The 18,517-nt window shown below is 70.6% G+C and carries 19 protein-coding genes and 5 tRNA genes; 18 read left to right on the forward strand and 6 right to left on the reverse strand.

Annotated features, from left to right (window positions below; all coding sequences use genetic code 11):
• Window positions 1–441: 441 nt before the first annotated feature.
• From ACFYW7_RS32110 to ACFYW7_RS32150, 9 genes are all read left to right on the forward strand, one after another.
• Window positions 442–630, forward strand: a complete 189-nt coding sequence (locus ACFYW7_RS32110; protein ID WP_389508821.1) for a hypothetical protein — start codon at window positions 442–444, stop codon at window positions 628–630.
• 224 nt (window positions 631–854) lie between these two features.
• Window positions 855–1,643, forward strand: coding sequence for a fumarylacetoacetate hydrolase family protein (locus tag ACFYW7_RS32115; RefSeq protein WP_389508823.1), 789 nt, complete (start codon window positions 855–857; stop codon window positions 1,641–1,643).
• Entirely contained in the window at window positions 1,636–3,111 is a 1,476-nt protein-coding gene (gene gltX, locus ACFYW7_RS32120) for a glutamate--tRNA ligase (protein WP_389508825.1), read from the forward strand. The genes ACFYW7_RS32115 and gltX overlap by 8 nt, the downstream gene beginning before the upstream one ends.
• 149 nt (window positions 3,112–3,260) lie before the next feature.
• A complete protein-coding gene (locus ACFYW7_RS32125) occupies window positions 3,261–3,995 on the forward strand; it encodes an HAD family hydrolase (protein WP_389508827.1) in 735 nt (244 codons plus the stop codon).
• Between the two features lie 91 nt (window positions 3,996–4,086).
• A tRNA-Gln gene (locus ACFYW7_RS32130) sits at window positions 4,087–4,158 on the forward strand.
• Between the two features lie 41 nt (window positions 4,159–4,199).
• Window positions 4,200–4,272: transfer RNA gene (locus tag ACFYW7_RS32135), tRNA-Glu, on the forward strand.
• Window positions 4,273–4,334: 62 nt separating this feature from the next.
• Window positions 4,335–4,407: transfer RNA gene (locus tag ACFYW7_RS32140), tRNA-Glu, on the forward strand.
• Between the two features lie 16 nt (window positions 4,408–4,423).
• Window positions 4,424–4,495: transfer RNA gene (locus tag ACFYW7_RS32145), tRNA-Gln, on the forward strand.
• Between the two features lie 28 nt (window positions 4,496–4,523).
• A tRNA-Glu gene (locus ACFYW7_RS32150) sits at window positions 4,524–4,596 on the forward strand.
• Between the two features lie 275 nt (window positions 4,597–4,871).
• Here the strand turns inward: ACFYW7_RS32150 and ndgR are convergent.
• Window positions 4,872–5,588, reverse strand: a complete 717-nt coding sequence (gene ndgR / locus ACFYW7_RS32155; RefSeq protein ID WP_389508829.1) for an IclR family transcriptional regulator NdgR — start codon at window positions 5,586–5,588, stop codon at window positions 4,872–4,874.
• A gap of 192 nt (window positions 5,589–5,780) precedes the next feature.
• On the opposite strand from ndgR, the gene leuC reads away from it, so the two are divergent.
• The 4 genes from leuC (at window position 5,781) to ACFYW7_RS32175 (ending at window position 9,096) form a co-directional block, all read left to right on the forward strand.
• Entirely contained in the window at window positions 5,781–7,205 is a 1,425-nt protein-coding gene (gene leuC / locus ACFYW7_RS32160) for a 3-isopropylmalate dehydratase large subunit (protein WP_389508831.1), read from the forward strand.
• Window positions 7,206–7,210: 5 nt separating this feature from the next.
• Complete coding sequence (leuD, locus tag ACFYW7_RS32165; RefSeq protein WP_389508833.1) at window positions 7,211–7,804, forward strand: 3-isopropylmalate dehydratase small subunit; 594 nt, start codon at window positions 7,211–7,213, stop codon at window positions 7,802–7,804.
• A gap of 275 nt (window positions 7,805–8,079) precedes the next feature.
• Window positions 8,080–8,310 (forward strand): hypothetical protein, encoded by a 231-nt coding sequence (locus ACFYW7_RS32170; protein WP_389508835.1) that lies wholly within the window; start codon window positions 8,080–8,082, stop codon window positions 8,308–8,310.
• A gap of 138 nt (window positions 8,311–8,448) precedes the next feature.
• The gene (locus ACFYW7_RS32175) at window positions 8,449–9,096 is read left to right on the forward strand and encodes an HU family DNA-binding protein (protein ID WP_389508838.1); all 648 of its coding nucleotides are present in this window, start codon (window positions 8,449–8,451) and stop codon (window positions 9,094–9,096) included.
• Window positions 9,097–9,164: 68 nt separating this feature from the next.
• Here the strand turns inward: ACFYW7_RS32175 and ACFYW7_RS32180 are convergent, their stop codons facing one another.
• Entirely contained in the window at window positions 9,165–9,368 is a 204-nt protein-coding gene (locus ACFYW7_RS32180) for a hypothetical protein (RefSeq protein WP_389508841.1), read from the reverse strand.
• 166 nt (window positions 9,369–9,534) lie between these two features.
• Complete coding sequence (cofC, locus tag ACFYW7_RS32185) at window positions 9,535–10,173, reverse strand: 2-phospho-L-lactate guanylyltransferase (RefSeq protein WP_389508843.1); 639 nt, start codon at window positions 10,171–10,173, stop codon at window positions 9,535–9,537.
• A gap of 144 nt (window positions 10,174–10,317) precedes the next feature.
• On the opposite strand from cofC, the gene ACFYW7_RS32190 reads away from it, so the two are divergent.
• From ACFYW7_RS32190 to ACFYW7_RS32200, 3 genes are all read left to right on the forward strand, one after another.
• Window positions 10,318–11,088, forward strand: coding sequence for a lysophospholipid acyltransferase family protein (locus tag ACFYW7_RS32190; protein WP_389508845.1), 771 nt, complete (start codon window positions 10,318–10,320; stop codon window positions 11,086–11,088).
• On the forward strand, window positions 11,085–12,095 hold the full coding sequence (locus ACFYW7_RS32195) for an NAD(P)H-dependent glycerol-3-phosphate dehydrogenase (protein ID WP_389508847.1): 1,011 nt from the start codon (window positions 11,085–11,087) through the stop codon (window positions 12,093–12,095). Before ACFYW7_RS32190 ends, ACFYW7_RS32195 begins: the two co-directional genes overlap by 4 nt.
• Before the next feature lie 117 nt (window positions 12,096–12,212).
• A complete protein-coding gene (locus ACFYW7_RS32200; RefSeq protein ID WP_389508849.1) occupies window positions 12,213–13,370 on the forward strand; it encodes a D-alanine--D-alanine ligase family protein in 1,158 nt (385 codons plus the stop codon).
• Window positions 13,371–13,391: 21 nt separating this feature from the next.
• Here the strand turns inward: ACFYW7_RS32200 and ACFYW7_RS32205 are convergent, their stop codons facing one another.
• Both ACFYW7_RS32205 and ACFYW7_RS32210 read right to left on the reverse strand, forming a co-directional pair.
• Complete coding sequence (locus ACFYW7_RS32205; protein WP_389508851.1) at window positions 13,392–13,901, reverse strand: DUF3515 domain-containing protein; 510 nt, start codon at window positions 13,899–13,901, stop codon at window positions 13,392–13,394.
• A gap of 20 nt (window positions 13,902–13,921) precedes the next feature.
• On the reverse strand, window positions 13,922–14,155 hold the full coding sequence (locus tag ACFYW7_RS32210) for an Lrp/AsnC family transcriptional regulator (protein ID WP_029384521.1): 234 nt from the start codon (window positions 14,153–14,155) through the stop codon (window positions 13,922–13,924).
• A 206-nt stretch (window positions 14,156–14,361) separates the two neighbouring features.
• On the opposite strand from ACFYW7_RS32210, the gene ACFYW7_RS32215 reads away from it, so the two are divergent.
• Window positions 14,362–15,327, forward strand: coding sequence for a thiamine-phosphate kinase (locus ACFYW7_RS32215; RefSeq protein ID WP_389508853.1), 966 nt, complete (start codon window positions 14,362–14,364; stop codon window positions 15,325–15,327).
• Window positions 15,328–16,168: 841 nt separating this feature from the next.
• Here the strand turns inward: ACFYW7_RS32215 and rpmB are convergent.
• On the reverse strand, window positions 16,169–16,354 hold the full coding sequence (gene rpmB / locus ACFYW7_RS32220; RefSeq protein ID WP_389508854.1) for a 50S ribosomal protein L28: 186 nt from the start codon (window positions 16,352–16,354) through the stop codon (window positions 16,169–16,171).
• 270 nt (window positions 16,355–16,624) lie between these two features.
• Between rpmB and ACFYW7_RS32225 the strand changes: the two genes are divergently transcribed.
• Entirely contained in the window at window positions 16,625–18,487 is a 1,863-nt protein-coding gene (locus ACFYW7_RS32225) for a DAK2 domain-containing protein (RefSeq protein WP_389508856.1), read from the forward strand.
• The last annotated feature ends 30 nt before the right edge of the window (window positions 18,488–18,517 follow it).

Here is an 18,517-nt window from a genome sequence, read left to right on the forward strand (position 1 = left end):
GGTTCGTGTTCCGCGGTGGTCCGTGGAATTCCAGCACAGTGCAGGATCTCCAACAAGGCCCGAGTACCAGGCTGTGACCTCCGTGACAGCATGTGAGGGGTGCGTCACGAGGTGTGTAAGGGGATCTCGTACATACCGGGCGAATGCCTACGAGGTACCGGTGCGTACACCGTGTCCCAGTCGACATGATCAGGAGCGGAATGGCTGCTTCAGTGGAGCAATGTCCGTTTCGTCAACCCTGGACGAGGGCCGGAGTTGACCGGTTTATCCCTCAACGAGTGAGGAAACTCACACGTCGATCATGGCGTCTTCACGTCATCGCCCGGGAGTTGCATGTTTAGCCTGACGCTTTACAGGGATGGCGAATCCGACAACCCGCGCCTATGCGGGGATCCTTGACTCCCCCCGCAGGCGCCCAGGACGACAAGGTCGAGAACAACGGTGAAGACGACGATGATGTTCCGCAACATAGCCAACCCCGACCGCACGACGCTGGCGCACCTCGAGGACGCCGACGCCCTGCGGACGCCGGAGCGGCCGGAGCACGCGGTCGACCTTCCCCTCCAGACCGCCAACCCCCGCCGCACCGTCCTGATGGACGTCCCGGTCGCGGCCTCCGCCGCACTCTGAGTCCGGTGGTACCGGCGGGGCCGCGCCAGGCGCGCGGCCCCGCCGGTCACCCCTCACCCCCGGGGAGCCTCACCGCTCCGGCACGCGGCGGGCGCACCGTGCCCGCCGGCGACGCGGACACCACCGCTCACCGTCCCGGCGTATATGCGCGAAGCTCGCGCCCCTTGCCGCGTTAGCCTGGAGCGTCAGACTCCAGCCAGCTCAGTGAGGGGCGCCAGGATCCCGTGCGCATCGCCAGATTCTCCATCGACGGCAACGTCGCCTTCGGCGCGGTCGAGGGCGACAAGCCGGACGAGCTCGTCCTCGACATCATCAAGGGCATCCCGTTCGCGGACTTCGAGCTCTCCGGTACGAAGGTTCCGCTGAGCAAGGTCCGGCTGCTGCCGCCGGTGCTCCCGAACAAGGTCGTGGCCTTCGGCCGCAACTACGCGGAGCACGCCAAGGAGCTCGGCAACGAGGTGCCCGACGCCCCGTTCGCCTTCTTCAAGCCGTCGACCTCGGTGATCGGCCCGGGCGACCCGATCCAGTACCCCTCCTTCTCCAGCGACCTGCACCACGAGGCCGAGCTCGCCGTCGTCATCGGCCGCATGTGCCGTGAGGTCCCGCGCGAGCGCGTCAAGGACGTCATCCTCGGCTACACCTGCGCCAACGACGTCACCGCGCGCGATGTCCAGAAGCGCGAGAAGCAGTGGGCCCGCGCCAAGGGCTTCGACAGCTCCTGCCCGCTCGGCCCCTGGGTGGAGACGGACATCGACCCCGCCGCGGTCGCCGAGGGACTCACCATCCAGTGCACGGTCAACGGGCAGCAGAAGCAGCTCGGCCGCACCAACGAGATGATCCACTCCGTCGAGGACCTGATCGTCAACATCTCCGAGGCCATGACGCTGCTCCCCGGCGACGTGATCCTCACCGGCACCCCGGCTGGGGTCGGCCCCCTGAACGTCGGCGACGAGGTCGCCGTCACCATCGAAGGCATCGGCACTCTCACCAACAAGGTGATCAAGCGTGGCTAACGCGACCGTCCGCGTACGTTTCTGTCCGTCCCCGACCGGCAACCCCCACGTGGGCCTGGTCCGCACGGCCCTGTTCAACTGGGCGTTCGCCCGGCACAACGAGGGCACCCTGGTCTTCCGCATCGAGGACACCGACGCGGCCCGCGACTCCGAGGAGTCGTACGGCCAGCTGCTCGACTCGATGCGCTGGCTGGGCTTCGACTGGGACGAGGGCCCCGAGATCGGCGGACCGCACGCGCCGTACCGCCAGTCGCAGCGCATGGACATCTACAAGGATGTCGCGGGCAAGCTGCTGGACGCGGGTCACGCGTACCACTGCTACTGCTCGACCGAGGAGCTGGACACCCGCCGCGACGCCGCCCGCGCCGCCGGGAAGCCCTCCGGCTACGACGGCCACTGCCGCGACCTGTCCGCCGAGCGGAAGGCCGCCTACGAGGCCGAGGGCCGCACGCCCATCGTCCGCTTCCGGATGCCCGACGAGGCGATCACCTTCGACGACCTGGTCCGCGGCGAGATCACGTACCTCCCGGAGAACGTCCCGGACTTCGGCATCGTCCGGGCGAACGGCGCTCCGCTGTACACGCTGGTCAACCCCGTCGACGACGCCCTGATGGAGATCACCCACGTCCTGCGCGGCGAGGACCTGCTCTCCTCCACCCCGCGGCAGATCGCCCTCTACAAGGCGCTCACCGAACTGGGCATCGCCAAGGAGACCCCGGCCTTCGGCCATCTCCCGTACGTGATGGGCGAGGGCAACAAGAAGCTCTCCAAGCGCGACCCGGAGTCCTCCCTCAACCTCTACAGGGAGCGCGGCTTCCTGCCCGAGGGACTGCTGAACTACCTCTCCCTGCTCGGCTGGTCCCTCGCCGCCGACCGCGACATCTTCTCGATCGACGAGATGGTCGCCGCGTTCGACGTCACGGACGTGAACCCGAACCCGGCCCGCTTCGACCTGAAGAAGTGCGAGGCGATCAACGCCGACCACATCCGCATGCTCGACGTGAAGGACTTCACCGAGCGCTGCGCCCCCTGGCTGCGCGCCCCCTTCGCGCCCTGGGCGCCGGAGGACTTCGACGAGGCGAAGTGGCAGGCGATCGCCCCGCACGCCCAGTCGCGGATGAAGGTCCTCTCCGAGATCACGGACAACGTCGACTTCCTGTTCCTGCCGGAGCCGGCCGTCGACGAGGCCTCTTGGACGAAGGCCATGAAGGAGGGCAGCGACGCGCTGCTCCGCACCGCCCGCGAGAAGCTGGACGCGGCCGACTGGTCCTCCCCGGAGTCCCTCAAGGAGGCCGTTCTGGCCGCCGGTGAGGAGCACGGCCTGAAGCTCGGCAAGGCCCAGGCGCCGGTCCGTGTCGCCGTCACCGGCCGCACGGTCGGCCTGCCGCTCTTCGAGTCCCTGGAGATCCTGGGCAGGGAGAAGACGCTGGCCCGCGTCGACGCCGCGCTGGAGCGGCTCGCCGCGTAGGCGCAGGACGAAGGCGAGAGGGGGTGGGGCCGGACCGGGCCCCACCCCCTCTCCTTGTCTTCCCCGCACGCCCGCCCGCCCGCACGCCCGGCCCGCGAGGGCCCGACCGACCGGGGACGGCCGCCCGCGTCCGGGGATACCGTCGGTCCATGAGCATCGACGCCGTGGTCTGGGACATCGACGACACGATCTTCGACTACACGGCCGCGGACCGGGCGGGCATGCGGGCCCATCTCGCGGCCGAGGGCCTGTTCGACGGCCCCGCGTCCGTCGAACAGGCCCTCGCGCGTTGGCGGGAGGCCACCGACGCGCAGTGGGCGCGGTTCTCGGCGGGCGAGACGGACTGGCAGGGCCAGCGCCGGGAGCGCGTCAGGGTGTTCCTGGGGGAGTCGCTGAGCGACACCGAGGCCGACGCGTGGTTCGACCGGTACATCGCCCACTACGAACGCGCCTGGACGCTCTTCCCGGACGTCCTGCCCGCCCTGGACGCGCTCCTCGCCAGCCACCGGCACGCGGTCCTGTCCAACTCCAGCCTGCTCGTCCAGGACCGCAAACTGCGCGTCCTCGGTGTGCACGACCGCTTCGAGGCGATCCTGTGCGCCGCGGAGCTGGGTGTCTCCAAACCCGCCGCCGCCGCCTTCCACGCGGCGTGCGACGCCCTGGGTCTGCCACCGGACCGGGTGGCGTACGTGGGGGACCATCCGGAGATCGACGGCCGGGGCGCCGCCGACGCGGGGCTGCTCTCGGTGTGGATCGACCGCGACGGCGCGCACCCCGCGGGCGCCGTCGGACCGACGGGACCGCACCGCATCGGATCGCTGGCCGAGTTGCCCGCGGTCCTCGCCGCCGATACCCGTTTTGGAGCGCCGTCCACCTTCGGGTAATGTTCTTTCTGCGCCGCCGGGAACGGGCCGAAAGGCAAAGACCCGGAGACGTCAACTGGAAGCAAGACCCTCGTCTGGGGTTGAGTTTCAGTGGCCTATGGTGTAATTGGCAACACTACGGTTTCTGGTACCGTCATTCTAGGTTCGAGTCCTGGTAGGCCAGCTCGCAGAGCTCATCTGCACCGCGGACACCAGATCCGCAACGCCCCCGTTGTGTAGCGGCCTAGCACGCTGCCCTCTCACGGCAGTAGCGCCGGTTCGAATCCGGTCGGGGGTACAGATCCTTCTCAGGGAGGCAGTCCGGGTCGCACCCGCTGCCGCTCATGCAGGATCGCTAGGGCCCCCGTTGTGTAGCGGCCTAGCACGCTGCCCTCTCACGGCAGTAGCGCCGGTTCGAATCCGGTCGGGGGTACTGGTCTAAACCACCATGGGCTATGGTGTAATTGGCAACACTACGGTTTCTGGTACCGTCATTCTAGGTTCGAGTCCTGGTAGCCCAGCTCGGATCTGCGGAAACGCAAGATCCACGCCCCCGTTGTGTAGCGGCCTAGCACGCTGCCCTCTCACGGCAGTAGCGCCGGTTCGAATCCGGTCGGGGGTACACGACAGGAAAGGGTCTCCACTTCGGTGGGGGCCCTTTCCTCGTTCTCGGGCGGCGCTCCCCACGTCGTGTCGCCCCCTGTATCGGCCCGTGGCCGGCCGGAGATCAACTCGTCGCAACCAGGGGTGAGTTGGGTCACGCCGGACAGCAGGGCGCGGGGTGTGCGGCGGCCTGGGGGCCGGCACACCCCGCGTACGGGACGGTGCGCGTCGGGGAGGGCCTGCCGCGGCGTTGAGGCCGGCCCGTCCCGTCGCGAGCGGGAGGTGGAGCGGAGGTCAGCCCGTGCGGCGCAGGGCCTCGGAGAGCCGGCCGGCGGCGTCGATGACCGCCTGGGCGTGCGTACGGCCCGGGTGACGGGTCAGGCGCTCGATCGGTCCGGAGACCGAGACGGCGGCCACGACACGGTTCGAGGGGCCGCGCACCGGCGCCGACACCGACGCCACGCCCGGTTCGCGCTCACCGATCGACTGGGCCCAGCCCCGGCGCCGTACCCCCGACAGGGCGGTGGCGGTGAAGCGGGCGCCCTGCAGGCCGCGGTGCAGCCGCTCGGGCTCCTCCCAGGCCATCAGGATCTGGGCGGAGGAACCGGCCTTCATGGTGAGGGTGGAGCCGACCGGGACGGTGTCCCGCAGGCCCGACAGCCGCTCGGCCGCTGCGACGCAGATGCGCATGTCGCCCTGGCGGCGGTAGAGCTGCGCGCTCTCGCCGGTGATGTCCCGCAGGTGCGTGAGCACCGGGCCCGCCGTCGCGAGGAGACGGTCCTCACCCGCCGCCGCCGCCAGTTCGGCGAGGCGGGGGCCGAGGATGAAACGGCCCTGCATGTCACGCGCCACCATGCGGTGGTGCTCAAGTGCCACGGCGAGACGATGTGCCGTGGGTCGTGCCAGTCCGGTGGCCGCGACCAGGCCCGCGAGGGTGGCCGGACCGGACTCCAGAGCGCTCAGGACAAGGGCTGCCTTGTCCAGAACGCCGACGCCGCTACTGTTGTCCATGAAACGATACTCGCGTCTCACTCTGTGAAACGCAAGTTCAATTTCCGGTGGAACGAGCCACCCTTGTAGACACAGCGGCCCGCGGACCAAACGGGCCCGGTGGACGACGTCCGGACAACGGGGTACGGACGTCCGCCACCCCGGAAATCTCTAGTTGGGCCGGCGCCACACAAGCCGGCCGGAGGGAAAGCGATGGGTAGGACACTGGCGGAGAAGGTCTGGGACGACCATGTCGTCCGGCGCGCCGAGGGCGAGCCCGACCTCCTCTTCATCGATCTGCACCTGCTGCACGAGGTGACCAGCCCGCAGGCCTTCGACGGTCTGCGCCAGGCGGGGCGCCAGGTGCGCCGTCTCGACCTCACCATCGCCACCGAGGATCACAACACTCCGACCCTCGACATCGACAAGCCCATCGCGGACCCGGTGTCCCGGGTCCAGCTGGAGACGCTGCGCAAGAACGCCGCCGAGTTCGGCGTGCGACTGCACTCGCTGGGCGACGTCGAGCAGGGTGTGGTGCACGTGGTCGGCCCGCAGCTGGGTCTGACCCAGCCGGGCACCACGGTGGTCTGCGGTGACTCGCACACCTCCACGCACGGCGCCTTCGGAGCCCTGGCGTTCGGCATCGGCACCTCCCAGGTGGAGCACGTGCTGGCCACCCAGACGCTGCCGCTGGCCCGCCCGAAGACCATGGCCATCACGATCGACGGCGAACTGCCCGACGGCGTCACCGCGAAGGACCTGATCCTGGCGATCATCGCCAAGATCGGCACCGGCGGCGGCCAGGGCTACATCCTGGAGTACCGCGGCTCCGCCATCGAGAAGCTCTCGATGGAGGCCCGGATGACCATCTGCAACATGTCGATCGAGGCCGGCGCCCGCGCGGGCATGATCGCCCCCGACGAGACCACCTTCGCGTACCTCAAGGGCCGCGCCCACGCCCCCGAGGGCGAGGAGTGGGACGCCGCGGTCGCGTACTGGAAGACCCTGAAGTCCGACGACGACGCCGAATTCGACGCGGAGGTCGTCATCGACGCCGCGGCCCTGTCGCCGTTCGTCACCTGGGGCACCAACCCCGGCCAGGGAGCGCCGCTTTCGGCGAACGTCCCCGACCCGGCTTCGTACGAAGACGCTTCGGAGCGCCACGCCGCCGAAAAGGCCCTGGAATACATGGGGTTGACCGCCGGACAGCCGCTGCGCGACATCAGCATCGACACCGTCTTCGTAGGTTCGTGCACCAACGGCCGTATCGAGGACCTCCGCGCGGCCGCCTCGATCGTCGAGGGCCGCAAAGTCGCCGACGGCGTACGGATGCTGGTCGTCCCCGGCTCCGCGCGGGTCGGACTCCAGGCCGTCTCCGAGGGCCTGGACGTGGTCTTCAAGGAGGCCGGCGCCGAATGGCGGCACGCGGGCTGCTCGATGTGCCTGGGCATGAACCCCGACCAGCTGGCCCCCGGTGAGCGCTCCGCGTCCACCTCCAACCGCAACTTCGAGGGCAGGCAGGGCAAGGGCGGCCGTACGCACCTGGTCTCGCCGCAGGTCGCCGCCGCCTCGGCGGTGCTCGGCCACCTGGCCTCCCCGGCCGACCTGTCCGACGCCCCCGTGCCCGCTGGAGTCTGAGAGCCATGGAAGCATTCACCAAGCACACCGGCCGGGCCGTCCCGCTGCGCCGCAGCAACGTCGACACCGACCAGATCATCCCCGCCCACTGGCTCAAGAAGGTGACCAGGGACGGCTTCGAGGACGGCCTCTTCGAGGCCTGGCGCAAGGACCCGTCCTTCATCCTCAACCAGCCCGAGCGCCAGGGCGCCACGGTCCTGGTGGCGGGCCCCGACTTCGGTACGGGCTCCTCCCGCGAGCACGCCGTGTGGGCGCTCCAGAACTACGGCTTCAAGGCCGTCGTCTCGTCCCGCTTCGCCGACATCTTCCGGGGCAACTCGCTGAAGAACGGCCTGCTCACGGTGGTGCTGGAGCAGAAGATCGTGGACGCGCTCCAGGAACTGTCGGAGAAGGACCCGGAAGCCGAGATCACGGTCGACCTGGAGGCCCGCGAGGTGCGCGCCGAGGGCATCACCGCGCCCTTCGAGCTGGACGAGAACGCCCGCTGGCGGCTGCTGAACGGTCTGGACGACATCTCCATCACCCTCCGGAACGAGGGCGACATCGCGGCCTACGAGGCCAAGCGCCCGTCGCACAAGCCGAAGACGCTCCAGGTCTGACGCACGCGCCGCCCGCGGCCGGGCAAGGCTGATTTCGGCCAACGCGACACCCCTCTGTACCTCCAATCGTGGACGGTTGGGGGTACAGCTGTATCCGCCCCCGGAGGGCTCCCGAGGACCCCGGCGAAGGCGGTCAACTCCCCTGGTTACAAGGGAATTTGCCTGGGTACACGCAGGTGGGTGCGGCCCTGGGCCGGGGCGCTCAGGAGCCCTTAGGGGGGCGGCAGTTACCCCCTGCGCAGGCGACAACTCGCCCCAGATGGCACAATCTGTGCATGGAACGCGACGGCCAACTCGAGCTCTACGTTGCGGTCGCGGCCCAACTGAAGGAAGCGCACACGACGGTGCGCGCACTGCAAGTCCCGGAGGGCGTACGGATGGCGCTGACCCGGAAACTGCTGGTCATTACGGCCGTGGCCAAACACGATCTCGCCGATGCGGCAAGGCGTCTGCAGCGGTTCACCACCGACCTCGACGAGGGTCGATTCCTCGAAGGGGAACGCTGAGGAACTCCGCTGCGGCCCGAGTTCGTTGCGGCACAAGGGTGATTAGCCCGTTTCGTGTTTGATTTGCGGTATATATCTGCCTAACGTGCGAAAAAGCTTGAACGCATTCGTTCGGGCGATGTCTCCGAAGGGGAAGACGTGAACAAGGCGCAGCTCGTAGAAGCGATTGCCGACAAGGTCGGCGGGCGTCAGCAGGCCGCCGACGCGGTCGACGCGGTACTGGATGCCATCGTCCGTGCGGTTGTCGGCGGAGACCGGGTCTCGGTCACCGGCTTCGGTTCCTTCGAGAAGGTTGACCGTCCCGCTCGTTACGCCCGCAACCCGCAGACGGGTGAGCGTGTCCGGGTCAAGAAGACCTCCGTGCCCCGCTTCCGCGCGGGCCAGGGCTTCAAGGACCTGGTGAGCGGCTCGAAGAAGCTCCCGAAGAACGACGTCGCCGTCAAGAAGGCCCCGAAGGGCAGCCTCTCCGGCGGAGCTTCGGCGACGGTGAAGAAGGCCGCCGCGAAGAAGGCCACCACCGCCAAGAAGGCGGCGACGGCCAGGAAGGCCGCCGTGGCGAAGAAGACGGTCGCGAAGAAGACGACCGCCGCCGCCAAGAAGACCGCCGTGAAGAAGACGGCCGCGAAGAAGACGACCGCCGCCGCCAAGAAGACCGCCGTGAAGACGGCCACCGCGAAGAAGACCGCGGCCAAGAAGGCCCCGGCGAAGAAGGCCACCGCCAAGAAGGCCCCCGCCAAGAAGTCGACGGCTCGCAAGACCGCCGCCAAGAAGGCCACCGCCCGCTAGAAGCCGGGCGCAGGGTCACCTCACGCGTCGGGCCGGGCTCCCGTTGGGAGCCCGGCCCGCGGCGTTTCTCAGAACGTCTGCAGGGTGATCAGGGTGATCCGGCGCCCCTCGCCCGTCCCCTCGGTCTCGATCCGCACGCGCTGGCCGGGCCGCAGCAGGCGCAGTCCGCCGGCGTCGAACGCCGTCCCGTCGAAGGGCATCGGAGTGCCGTCGTCGAGCAGCACCTGTCCGCTGCGGGTCTCGGGGTCGTACGTGTACGAGGTCGCCTGCATGCCGGCAGCCTACTGACCCGCGACGCGGAGCACCGGGCGAGGGACGAGGAGCGCGGGACGCGACGGCCGTCCGGTCGCGCGGGGGAGACGCGCCGGGAGTCCGGGGCCCGCCCGGCCACCGACGGCGCGTCACCGGTGAACGCCCGGCGTCCGTCGGGGGACCGGTCTACTGCCCGGGAATGAGCAGTCGGGCCGCCGCGGCGGCCGTGCGCGGTCCCACCCCGAGCGCGAGCGCCGCCCGCAGATCGTCCCGGGTGTCCACGTCCCGGCGTACCGAATCGACCGCGTCGAGACCCAGTTCCGCGGCCCCCGAGGCACGATGCCTGGCCCGGGAATCCCCGCCGAAAGCGGGACGCAATTCCAGGCCCGGGGAAGCGGTCAGGAGAGTGGTGCCGATTGCGGCCGCATCGGCCAGGAAAGCGCGCGGGAATTCCATGGCGGCGGCCAGTACCCGGGCCAATTCCAGGGGCCGCAGAGCGGGCAGATCGGCGTTCAGGGCCGCGACGGCGCTTTCGGGATCGCGCGACCGCACGAACCCCGCCCCGTGTGCCAGCGCAGCGTTGAGGCCGCCTCCCGGCTCGTCCGCGACGACGCGCGCGCCGAGCGCGGACAGCTCCCGTCCGGCCCGGGCGTCACCCGTGACGACCGCCACATCCCGGACCGCGGCGCAGGCCAGCGCCGCCGCCACGGTGTCCTGCGCGAACGCGAGGGCGAGGCCGGGGCGAACCGCGTCGGAAGCCGTGTCCGCCAGCCTGCTCTTGGCCCGCGCCAAGGGTTTGAGGGGTATGACCAAAGTCCACCGCACGAGCGCTCCACCCTCTCCGGTCGAGCCCTATTGTGACCCGGTCACCGTGGAGGTCCCGACGTCGGGGCGTACGGTGTTCTCGACAGACAGGCGGCCTGGAGCGACACTTGTGCGGCCCCCCAGGCTCTAGAGGAAGGTGCCCGCGTGCCCCGCCGCAGAATCGGCTTCTGGTACCGCTTCGCAGCGGTTCTCGTCAAACCGCCGCTGGTGCTTCTGATCAAGCGGGACTGGCGCGGAATGGAGAACATTCCGGCCGAGGGCGGATTTATCACCGCGGTGAACCACAATTCGCACGTGGACCCCTTCGCGTATGCGCACTACCAGTACAACACCGGGCGTGTTCCGCGCTTCCTGGCGAAGGCCGGTCTTTTCAAGAAGGGGTTCGTCGGCTCCGCGATGCGCGGCACCGGACAGATTCCCGTCTACCGCGAGAGCACCGATGCGCTGAGCGCCTTCCGCGCCGCGATCGACGCCGTGGAACGCGGTGAGTGCGTCGCGTTCTACCCCGAGGGCACCCTCACCCGGGACCCCGACGGCTGGCCGATGACGGGCAAGACCGGTGCGGCCAGGGTCGCGCTGCAGACCAGGTGCCCGGTGATCCCGGTCGCGCAGTGGGGCGTCAACGAACTGCTGCCCCCGTACTCGAAGAAGCCCGACATCCTTCCGCGCAAGACCCACCACGTGCTCGCAGGCCCGCCGGTGGACCTCTCGCGCTTCTACGACAGGGAGATGAACCCGGACCTCCTGAGAGAGGTCACCGAGGTCATCATGGCCGCCATCACCGTGCAGCTGGAGCTGATCCGCGGCGAGAAGGCGCCCGAGAACGTGTACGACCCGCGCGAAGTACGTGTCGCGCAGCGCCGCAAGGCCGCGGCCAAGGGAAAAGCACAGCAGGAAGAAGGGCAGGGCACGTGAGCAAGCCGGTCAGGGCGGCCGTCTTCGGAACCGGATCGTGGGGCACGGCCTTCGGCATGGTGCTCGCCGACGCGGGGTGCGACGTCACCCTGTGGGCGCGCCGTCCCGAACTCGCCGACGCGGTCAACTCCACGCGGACGAACCCGGACTACCTCCCGGGGATAGAACTCCCCGAGAACCTGCGGGCCACCGCGGATCCGGCCGAGGCCGCGCGCGACGCCGACTTCACCGTGCTCGCCGTGCCGTCGCAGACGCTGCGCGGGAACCTCGCGGACTGGGTCCCGCTGCTCGCCCCGGACACCGTGCTCGTCTCGCTCATGAAGGGCGTCGAGCTCGGCACCGTGAAGCGCATGAGCGAGGTGATCGAGGAGGTCGCCAAGGTCTCCGCGGACCGCGTCGCCGTCGTCACCGGACCGAACCTCGCCAAGGAGATCGCCCAGCGGATGCCCGCCGCCGCGGTCGTCGCCTGCCGGGACGAGGCCGTGGCCCGGCGCATCCAGGCCGCCAGCCACACGCCGTACTTCCGCCCGTACACGAACACCGACGTGGTGGGCTGTGAACTCGGCGGGGCCATCAAGAACGTCATCGGTCTCGCCGTCGGCATCGCCGACGGCATGGGCCTCGGGGACAACGCCAAGGGCTCGCTCATCACCCGCGGCCTCGCCGAGACCACCCGGCTCGGACTCGTCATGGGCGCCGACCCGATGACGTTCTCCGGCCTCGCGGGCCTCGGCGACCTCGCCGCGACCTGCTCCTCGCCGCTCTCCCGCAACCACACCTTCGGCATCAACCTCGGCAGGGGAATGACCCTCCAGGAGACCATCGCGGTCACCCGGCAGACCGCCGAGGGCGTCAAGTCCTGTGAGTCCGTGCTCGATCTGGCCCGCAGGCACGGCGTCGACATGCCGATCACGGAGACCGTCGTCAGCATCGTCCACGAGGGCAAGCCTCCGGTGGTGGCCCTCAAGGAGCTGATGTCGCGCAGCGCGAAGCCCGAACGCCGCTGAACCGGGTTACCCGGACGGCCGTGTGGGCGACGCTCCGCGACGGCCGGTACGACGCTGAGCAACGGCCGTCGTGGGGCGCTGACTCACCGCCGTACCACCGGGTACCCTCATCCCGATATGAGCACCGAGAACCTCCCCCAGAACCCTGAGCAGCCGCCTCGCAAGCCGCGCGTGGCGGTCGTCTTCGGCGGCCGCAGCTCCGAACACGGGATCTCCGTGGTCACGGCCGGCGCCGTCCTGAGCGCCATCGACCGTACGAAGTACGACGTACTGCCGATCGGCATCACCCAGGACGGCCGCTGGGCGCTCACCGCGGACGAGCCGGAACGCATGGCGATCATCGACCGCAAGCAGCCCAGCGTCGACCAGCTCGCCGAGTCCAGCGAGGGCGGCGTGGTACTCCCCGTCGACCCGGCCAACCGCGAGGTCGTCTACAGCGAACCCGGTTCGGTGCCCAAGGCGCTCGGCGAGGTCGACGTCGTCTTCCCGATGCTGCACGGCCCGTACGGCGAGGACGGCACCCTCCAGGGCCTCCTGGAACTGTCCGGCGTCCCCTACGTCGGCTCGGGCGTCCTCGCCTCGGCCGTCGGCCAGGACAAGGACTACATGAAGCGGGTGTTCACCTCGTTCGGCCTGAAGGTGGGCCCGTACGTGGTGATCCGGCCGCGCGAGTGGCAGCAGGACGAGGCCGCCGCCCGAAAGAAGATCGTCGACTTCGCGGGCGAGCACGGCTGGCCGCTGTTCGTGAAGCCCGCGCGCGCCGGCTCCTCGTTCGGCATCACCAAGGTCGACGACATCTCGGGCCTCGACGAGGCGATCGAGGAGGCCCAGCGGCACGACCCGAAGATCATCGTGGAGGCGCTGCTGCGCGGCCGCGAGATCGAGTGCGGCGTCCTGGAGTTCGAGGACGGCCCGCGCGCCTCGGTCCCCGCGGAGATCCCGCCCGTACAGGCGCACGCCTTCTACGACTTCGAGGCCAAGTACATCGACTCGGCCGACGGGATCGTGCCGGCACCGCTCACCGAGGAGCAGACCGCCGAGGTCCGCCGGCTGGCCGTCGAGGCCTTCGAGGCCGCCTCCTGCGAGGGCCTGGTCCGCGCCGACTTCTTCCTCACCGAGGACGGCGAGTTCGTGATCAACGAGATCAACACGATGCCGGGCTTCACGCCGATCTCCATGTACCCGCGGATGTGGCAGGAGACGGGCATCGGTTACCCGGAGCTCGTGGACCGTCTGGTGCAGGCGGCGCTGCGGCGCTCGACGGGGCTGCGCTGAGCGTCCCGCACCACCCGGTCGTCAGTCGGCGGTCCCTTCGGGGACCGCCTTCTTGACTGAGGCGGCCAGATCGACGAGCACCCCGGACACGTCGACGCCCGCGGTCACCGTGACCTGGACGTACGCCTTCCGCAACGCGGTGGTGAGGAGCGTCGTCCCGTCGTCCTGCTTCTCCATCAGCCAGTCGACGCCGTTCACACGGCCGCCGACCGCCTTCGGGTCGTCGCCGTTCGCCACCTTCGGATCGACCATCTTCGGCGGTCGCTCGACACCGCAGCGCAGTATGATCGCCGAGCTACCCCAGCCCGCGGTCAGCGCGGACCGGGGCTCCGGGTCCTCGCGACCGTGGCCGTCCACCGTCCGCGGCAGCACCTTGTCCAGGTTCTGGCACAGCCCGGTGACCTTCGTGTCCGGGCTCGGAACCGCGACGGACGCGCTGTCGTCTGCTGAGGAGCAGCCCGCGATCGCGACCAGCAGTGCGACGGCGGGCAGCCCGAGGAGAGCGGTGTGCCGGTGACGGGAGAAGTTCACCGGCCCAGGGTAGACGGGGGCTAGAGGTGTACGACCGGGCAGGTCAGGGTGCGGGTGATGCCATCCACTTGCTGGACTTTGGCGACCACCATGCGACCGAGGTCGTCGACGGTGTCGGCTTGGGCGCGCACGATCACGTCGTACGGTCCTGTCACGTCCTCGGCCTGGATCACCCCCGGGATCTTGCCGATCGTCTCGGCGACGGTCGACGCTTTGCCGACCTCCGTCTGGATCAGGATGTACGCCTGTACCACGGAACCTCCAGGGCGGCCACGAGGATCATGTGGGGAAAAGGAACGCCACGGTATCGCGTTGCCGCTCGCCGCGGGGAGACCCGCGGTGACTGGGGCTTGCGCGCCGGGGTGCACGGACTGCACAAGTTGACGGTCAACTCGACCGTACCGACTACGGAGACGGCTCGCGACCGGGCGCGAGCAGCGACAGAGGGAGCACGACGATCATGAAGGGCACCGTGGGCGAGTTGGGGGAGTTCGGGCTCATCCGAGAGCTCACCTCGCGTCTCACCACCACCCCGGCGGTCCGGGTCGGCCCCGGCGACGACGCCGCCGTGGTGGCCGCGCCGGACCGCAGGGTCGTGGCGAGCACCGACATCCTCCTCGAAGGGCGGCACTTCCGCCGCGACTGGTCCACCGCGTACGACGTCGGACGCAAGGCCGCCGCGCAGAACCTCGCGGACATCGCCGCGATGGGCGCCGTGCCGACCGCGCTGCTGCTCGGCCTGGTCGTGCCCGCCGAGCTCCCGGCCACCTGGCCCTCCGAGCTGATGGACGGCCTGCGTGACGAGTGCCAGGTCGCGGGCGCGGCCGTGGTCGGCGGGGACGTCGTCCGGGGCGAGACGATCACGATCGCGATCACCGCACTCGGCGATCTGCGCAACCACGAGCCGGTCACCCGGGCCGGGGCGCAGCCCGGTGACGTCGTCGCGGTGACCGGCTGGCTCGGCTGGTCCGCCGCCGGGTTCGCGGTCCTCTCCCGGGGTTTCCGCTCGCCGCGCGCCTTCGTCGAGGCCCACCGCCGCCCGGAGCCGCCGTACCACGCGGGTCCGGCGGCCGCCGGGCTCGGCGCGACCTCGATGACGGACGTCAGCGACGGGCTGATCGCCGACCTCGGGCACATCGCCGAGGCGAGCAAGGTGCGCATCGACGTCCGCTCCGGGGACATCGACATTCCCACCCAGATGAACGACATCGGCCAGGCCGTCGGTGTCGACCCGATCCAGTGGGTGCTCACCGGCGGCGAGGACCACGCGATCGTGGCGACCTTCCCGCCGGACGTGAAGCTGCCCGCTCGCTGGAAGGTGATCGGAGAGGTCCTCAACCCGTCGGCGCTGCCGCAGGTCACCGTGGACGGCGCCCCCTGGACGAGCAAGGGCGGCTGGGACCACTTCGGGGACATCGAGTCCTGAGGCCCTCGGGCGAGGCCGGCCGCCACCGGCAACGCCCCTTCCGGGCCGTGGACTTAGCGTTCAGGACGCCGAAACGGCCCCGGCCGCGTTCCCCACGCGGCGCCGCGGAACGGCCGTCCCGACCGCCGTGCGACCACCGCGCCTGGTGGCCGAGTTGCCCGCTTCCGCCTCAGCGCCCACAGGTGGGGCACCACCCGTGGGATGCCGGCTCACGGCCCGTGGACAGTCCCGCAGCCCGATGCCGGCCGCGGCCTTCTCGCTGAGCTTCTCGAAGAGGCCCGCGAGCAGCCGTGAGCTCGGCGGGCGGTACATGAGGTCACGGCCCCGGATCCGGGTCTCGTGCTCGGCGAACGCGGATGATCTTCAACATCCGGCAGCGCCCGTCCACGACCTGCAAGCTGCGACACCCCACGAGGTGGGCCATCAGGCCCTCGGGGTACGGCCTCGCGCACACCGTCTCGACCGCCGCCAGGGCCGCGCCGCCGGAGAACGACGTCAGCCGCCCGGCGCTGCCTCTTCCCTTCGTCCGGCAGCTCCCAGCTCCTCTCCACGACCGCCCGCAGCGTGCGATGACGGGGCGCCTTGGTGCGGTCGCCCCGGGAGGGCGCACGGAAGCGGTCGCCGAGACGGTCGGCGCCGTTCGTCGGGCGCGCCAGTGCCCCCCCCCGGAACGGTCCGGGCCGGTGCCGAGGGCGAGAGGGCTCCTCGTCGATCCGCGTGGACCGGCGGTGACGGATACGCGCGTGTGGAGGCGCTGCGTCGGGGCAGCAAAAAACCCGCCCACCGTGAGGTGGACGGGCTCAGAGCAAACGAACCAGCAGTGGCCGCGCGCTAGCGGTTGTCAGCGCGTGACCTTGCCGGCCTTGATGCACGAGGTGCAAGCGTTCACGCGCTTCGGCGTCCCGCCCACCACAGTACGGACGCGCTGGATGTTGGGGTTCCAGCGACGGGGCGTACGGCGGTGCGAGTGCGAGATGTTGTTGCCGAAGCTCGGGCCCTTGCCGCAGACGTCGCAATTGGCAGCCACGGGTTACTCCAAAGACTTCAGATGCACTTACGGTTGATCCCGGCATGCCGAGAATCAAGATCTAGGATCTGAGTAGCGGTGCCAGGAGGACGGCCCGATCGGATCGGGCAACTGGAGCAGCATACAACGACTGCGCCCGGAGAACGAAACTACCATGATCTGCCGGACCGGCCCCTGCTGAGTCCGTGCGCCCCAGGGCCCTCTACCGGCAGTAACCGCTTCTGGGTCTACGCTGCGTCCCACGTCCAGCAGCAGCTCAAGGAGGCGCGGGTGCCGCAGGTGCCGCAGACATTCGACGCTGTCGCGGTGCGCACCTGGTGCGGGCTCGCGCTGCGGGCCCTGGGCCGCGCGCGCGAGGAGATCGACGCGATCAATGTCTATCCCGTCGCCGACGGGGACACCGGGACGAATCTCTATCTGACGGCGGAGTCGGCGGCGGCGGCCGTCGAGGCGGTGTTCGCGGGACACGAGACGGCGACCGGGCAGCCCTCGCTTGCCGATGCCGCGCGGGCGATGGCGCACGGCGCCCTGATCGGGGCCCGGGGCAACTCCGGGACCATCCTCGCGCAACTGCTGCGGGGCATGGCCCAGGTCCTCGCCGCCGACGGCGAGACCCCTCACCAGGACGGTCCCGGCCTGCGCCTGGCCCTGCGGAACGCGGCCGATTCCGCGCGGAAGGCCGTCGCGCACCCCGTCGAGGGCACGGTCCTCACGGTCGCCTCGGCCGCCGCCGACGCGGCCTCGGGTGTCGAGGGGGACTGCGGCACGGTCGCGCGGGCGGCCTACGAGGGAGCGCGCGTCGCGCTCGCGGCGACCACCGGGCAGCTGGCCGTCCTGGAACGCGCCGGTGTGGTCGACGCGGGCGGGCGGGGACTGGTGACGGTGCTCGCGGCGTTGGTGGAGACGTTCACGGGGGAGGCGCCGCGACTGCTCTTCGGAGCCGCCGGACCCCATGAGCGCGAGGAAGGCGGTGTCCCCCAGGGCGCGGGTACGGACGCGGGCGCGGAGGCGGGTGCCGATGCCGTCCGGGATGCTCGCCCCGGAGCCGCCGGAGCCGCCGGAGCCGCCGGAGCCGCCGGAGCCGCCGGAGCCGTCGGAGCCGTCGTGGGTGGGAGTTCCGGTCCGGGTGGGTACGGGGCCGGCGGGCCGGACGGGTCCGGGTACGAACGGGCGGACGGCTGCGGGGACGGGGTGGCGGAGGACGGCCATCCCGCGTTCGAGGTGATCTACCTGCTGGAGGCGGAGGACACGGCCGTGGACCGGCTGCGGGACCGGCTCGACGCGCTCGGCGACTCCCTGGTCGTGGTCGGCGGTGACGGGCTCTGGAACGTCCACGTGCACGTGGACGACGCGGGCGCGGCGGTCGAGGCGGGCGTCGAGGCGGGACGGCCGCACCGTATCCGGATCACGCACTTCGGGCTCGGTGACGTCCACATGGGAGCAGGGGCCGGGCGGCCGCCCCGGGAACGGGCGCAGCGAGCAGTCGTGGCGGTCGTACCCGGCGAGGGACTGGCCGGTCTGTACACGGAGGCCGGGGCGACCACCGTGCTGGCGCGGCCCGGGGAGCCGCCCGCCAGCGGGGAGCTCGTGGAGGCCGTACGACGTGCGCACGCGCGCGAGGTGGTGCTGCTGCCCAACGACGCCGACCTGCGGCACACCGCGGCGGCGGCCGCCGAACAGGCCCGCGCGGAGGGCGTCCGGGTCGCCTTGATCCCGACCCGCTCCGCCGTGCAGGGCATCGCCGCGCTGGCCGTCCACGAGCCGGAGCGCCGGTTCGACGAGGACGTCGTCGCGATGACCTCGGCGGCGGGCGCCACCCGCTACGCCGAGATCGCCGTCGCCGAACGGCAGTCCTGGACCATGGCCGGCATCTGCCAGGCCGGGGACGTCCTCGGCCTCATCGACGGCGACGTCGCCGTCATCGGTGAGGACGTCACCGCCACGGCCGAGACCGTTCTCGACCGGATGCTCTCGGCGGGCGGCGAGATGGTCACCCTCGTCCTGGGTGACGAGGCTCCGGAGAGCGTCGTCGCGCACCTGGAGTCCCGGGTGCGGGAGTCGTACCTGGCGGTGGACACCGTCGTGTACCGGGGTGGCCGTCAGGGCGCGTTGCTGCTGATCGGCGTCGAGTAGCGGCCGCGGTGCCCCAGGTCCGGCGGCCGG

This window comes from Streptomyces sp. NPDC002580, assembly GCF_042889485.1.
Classification (GTDB): Bacteria; Actinomycetota; Actinomycetes; order Streptomycetales; family Streptomycetaceae; genus Streptomyces.

Bases quoted from the DNA above. Each gene is read 5' to 3' on its own strand.
- ACFYW7_RS32215 (WP_389508853.1), top strand. From the start codon at position 14,362: ATGAAGGGCACCGTGGGCGAGTTGGGGGAGTTCGGGCTCATCCGAGAG.
- ACFYW7_RS32180 (WP_389508841.1), bottom strand. From the start codon at position 9,368: ATGCAGGCGACCTCGTACACGTACGACCCCGAGACCCGCAGCGGACAG.
- ACFYW7_RS32170 (WP_389508835.1), top strand. From the start codon at position 8,080: ATGGAACGCGACGGCCAACTCGAGCTCTACGTTGCGGTCGCGGCCCAA.
- ACFYW7_RS32125 (WP_389508827.1), top strand. From the start codon at position 3,261: ATGAGCATCGACGCCGTGGTCTGGGACATCGACGACACGATCTTCGAC.
- leuD (WP_389508833.1), top strand. From the start codon at position 7,211: ATGGAAGCATTCACCAAGCACACCGGCCGGGCCGTCCCGCTGCGCCGC.
- ndgR (WP_389508829.1), bottom strand. From the start codon at position 5,588: ATGGACAACAGTAGCGGCGTCGGCGTTCTGGACAAGGCAGCCCTTGTC.
- ACFYW7_RS32200 (WP_389508849.1), top strand. From the start codon at position 12,213: ATGAGCACCGAGAACCTCCCCCAGAACCCTGAGCAGCCGCCTCGCAAG.
- leuC (WP_389508831.1), top strand. From the start codon at position 5,781: ATGGGTAGGACACTGGCGGAGAAGGTCTGGGACGACCATGTCGTCCGG.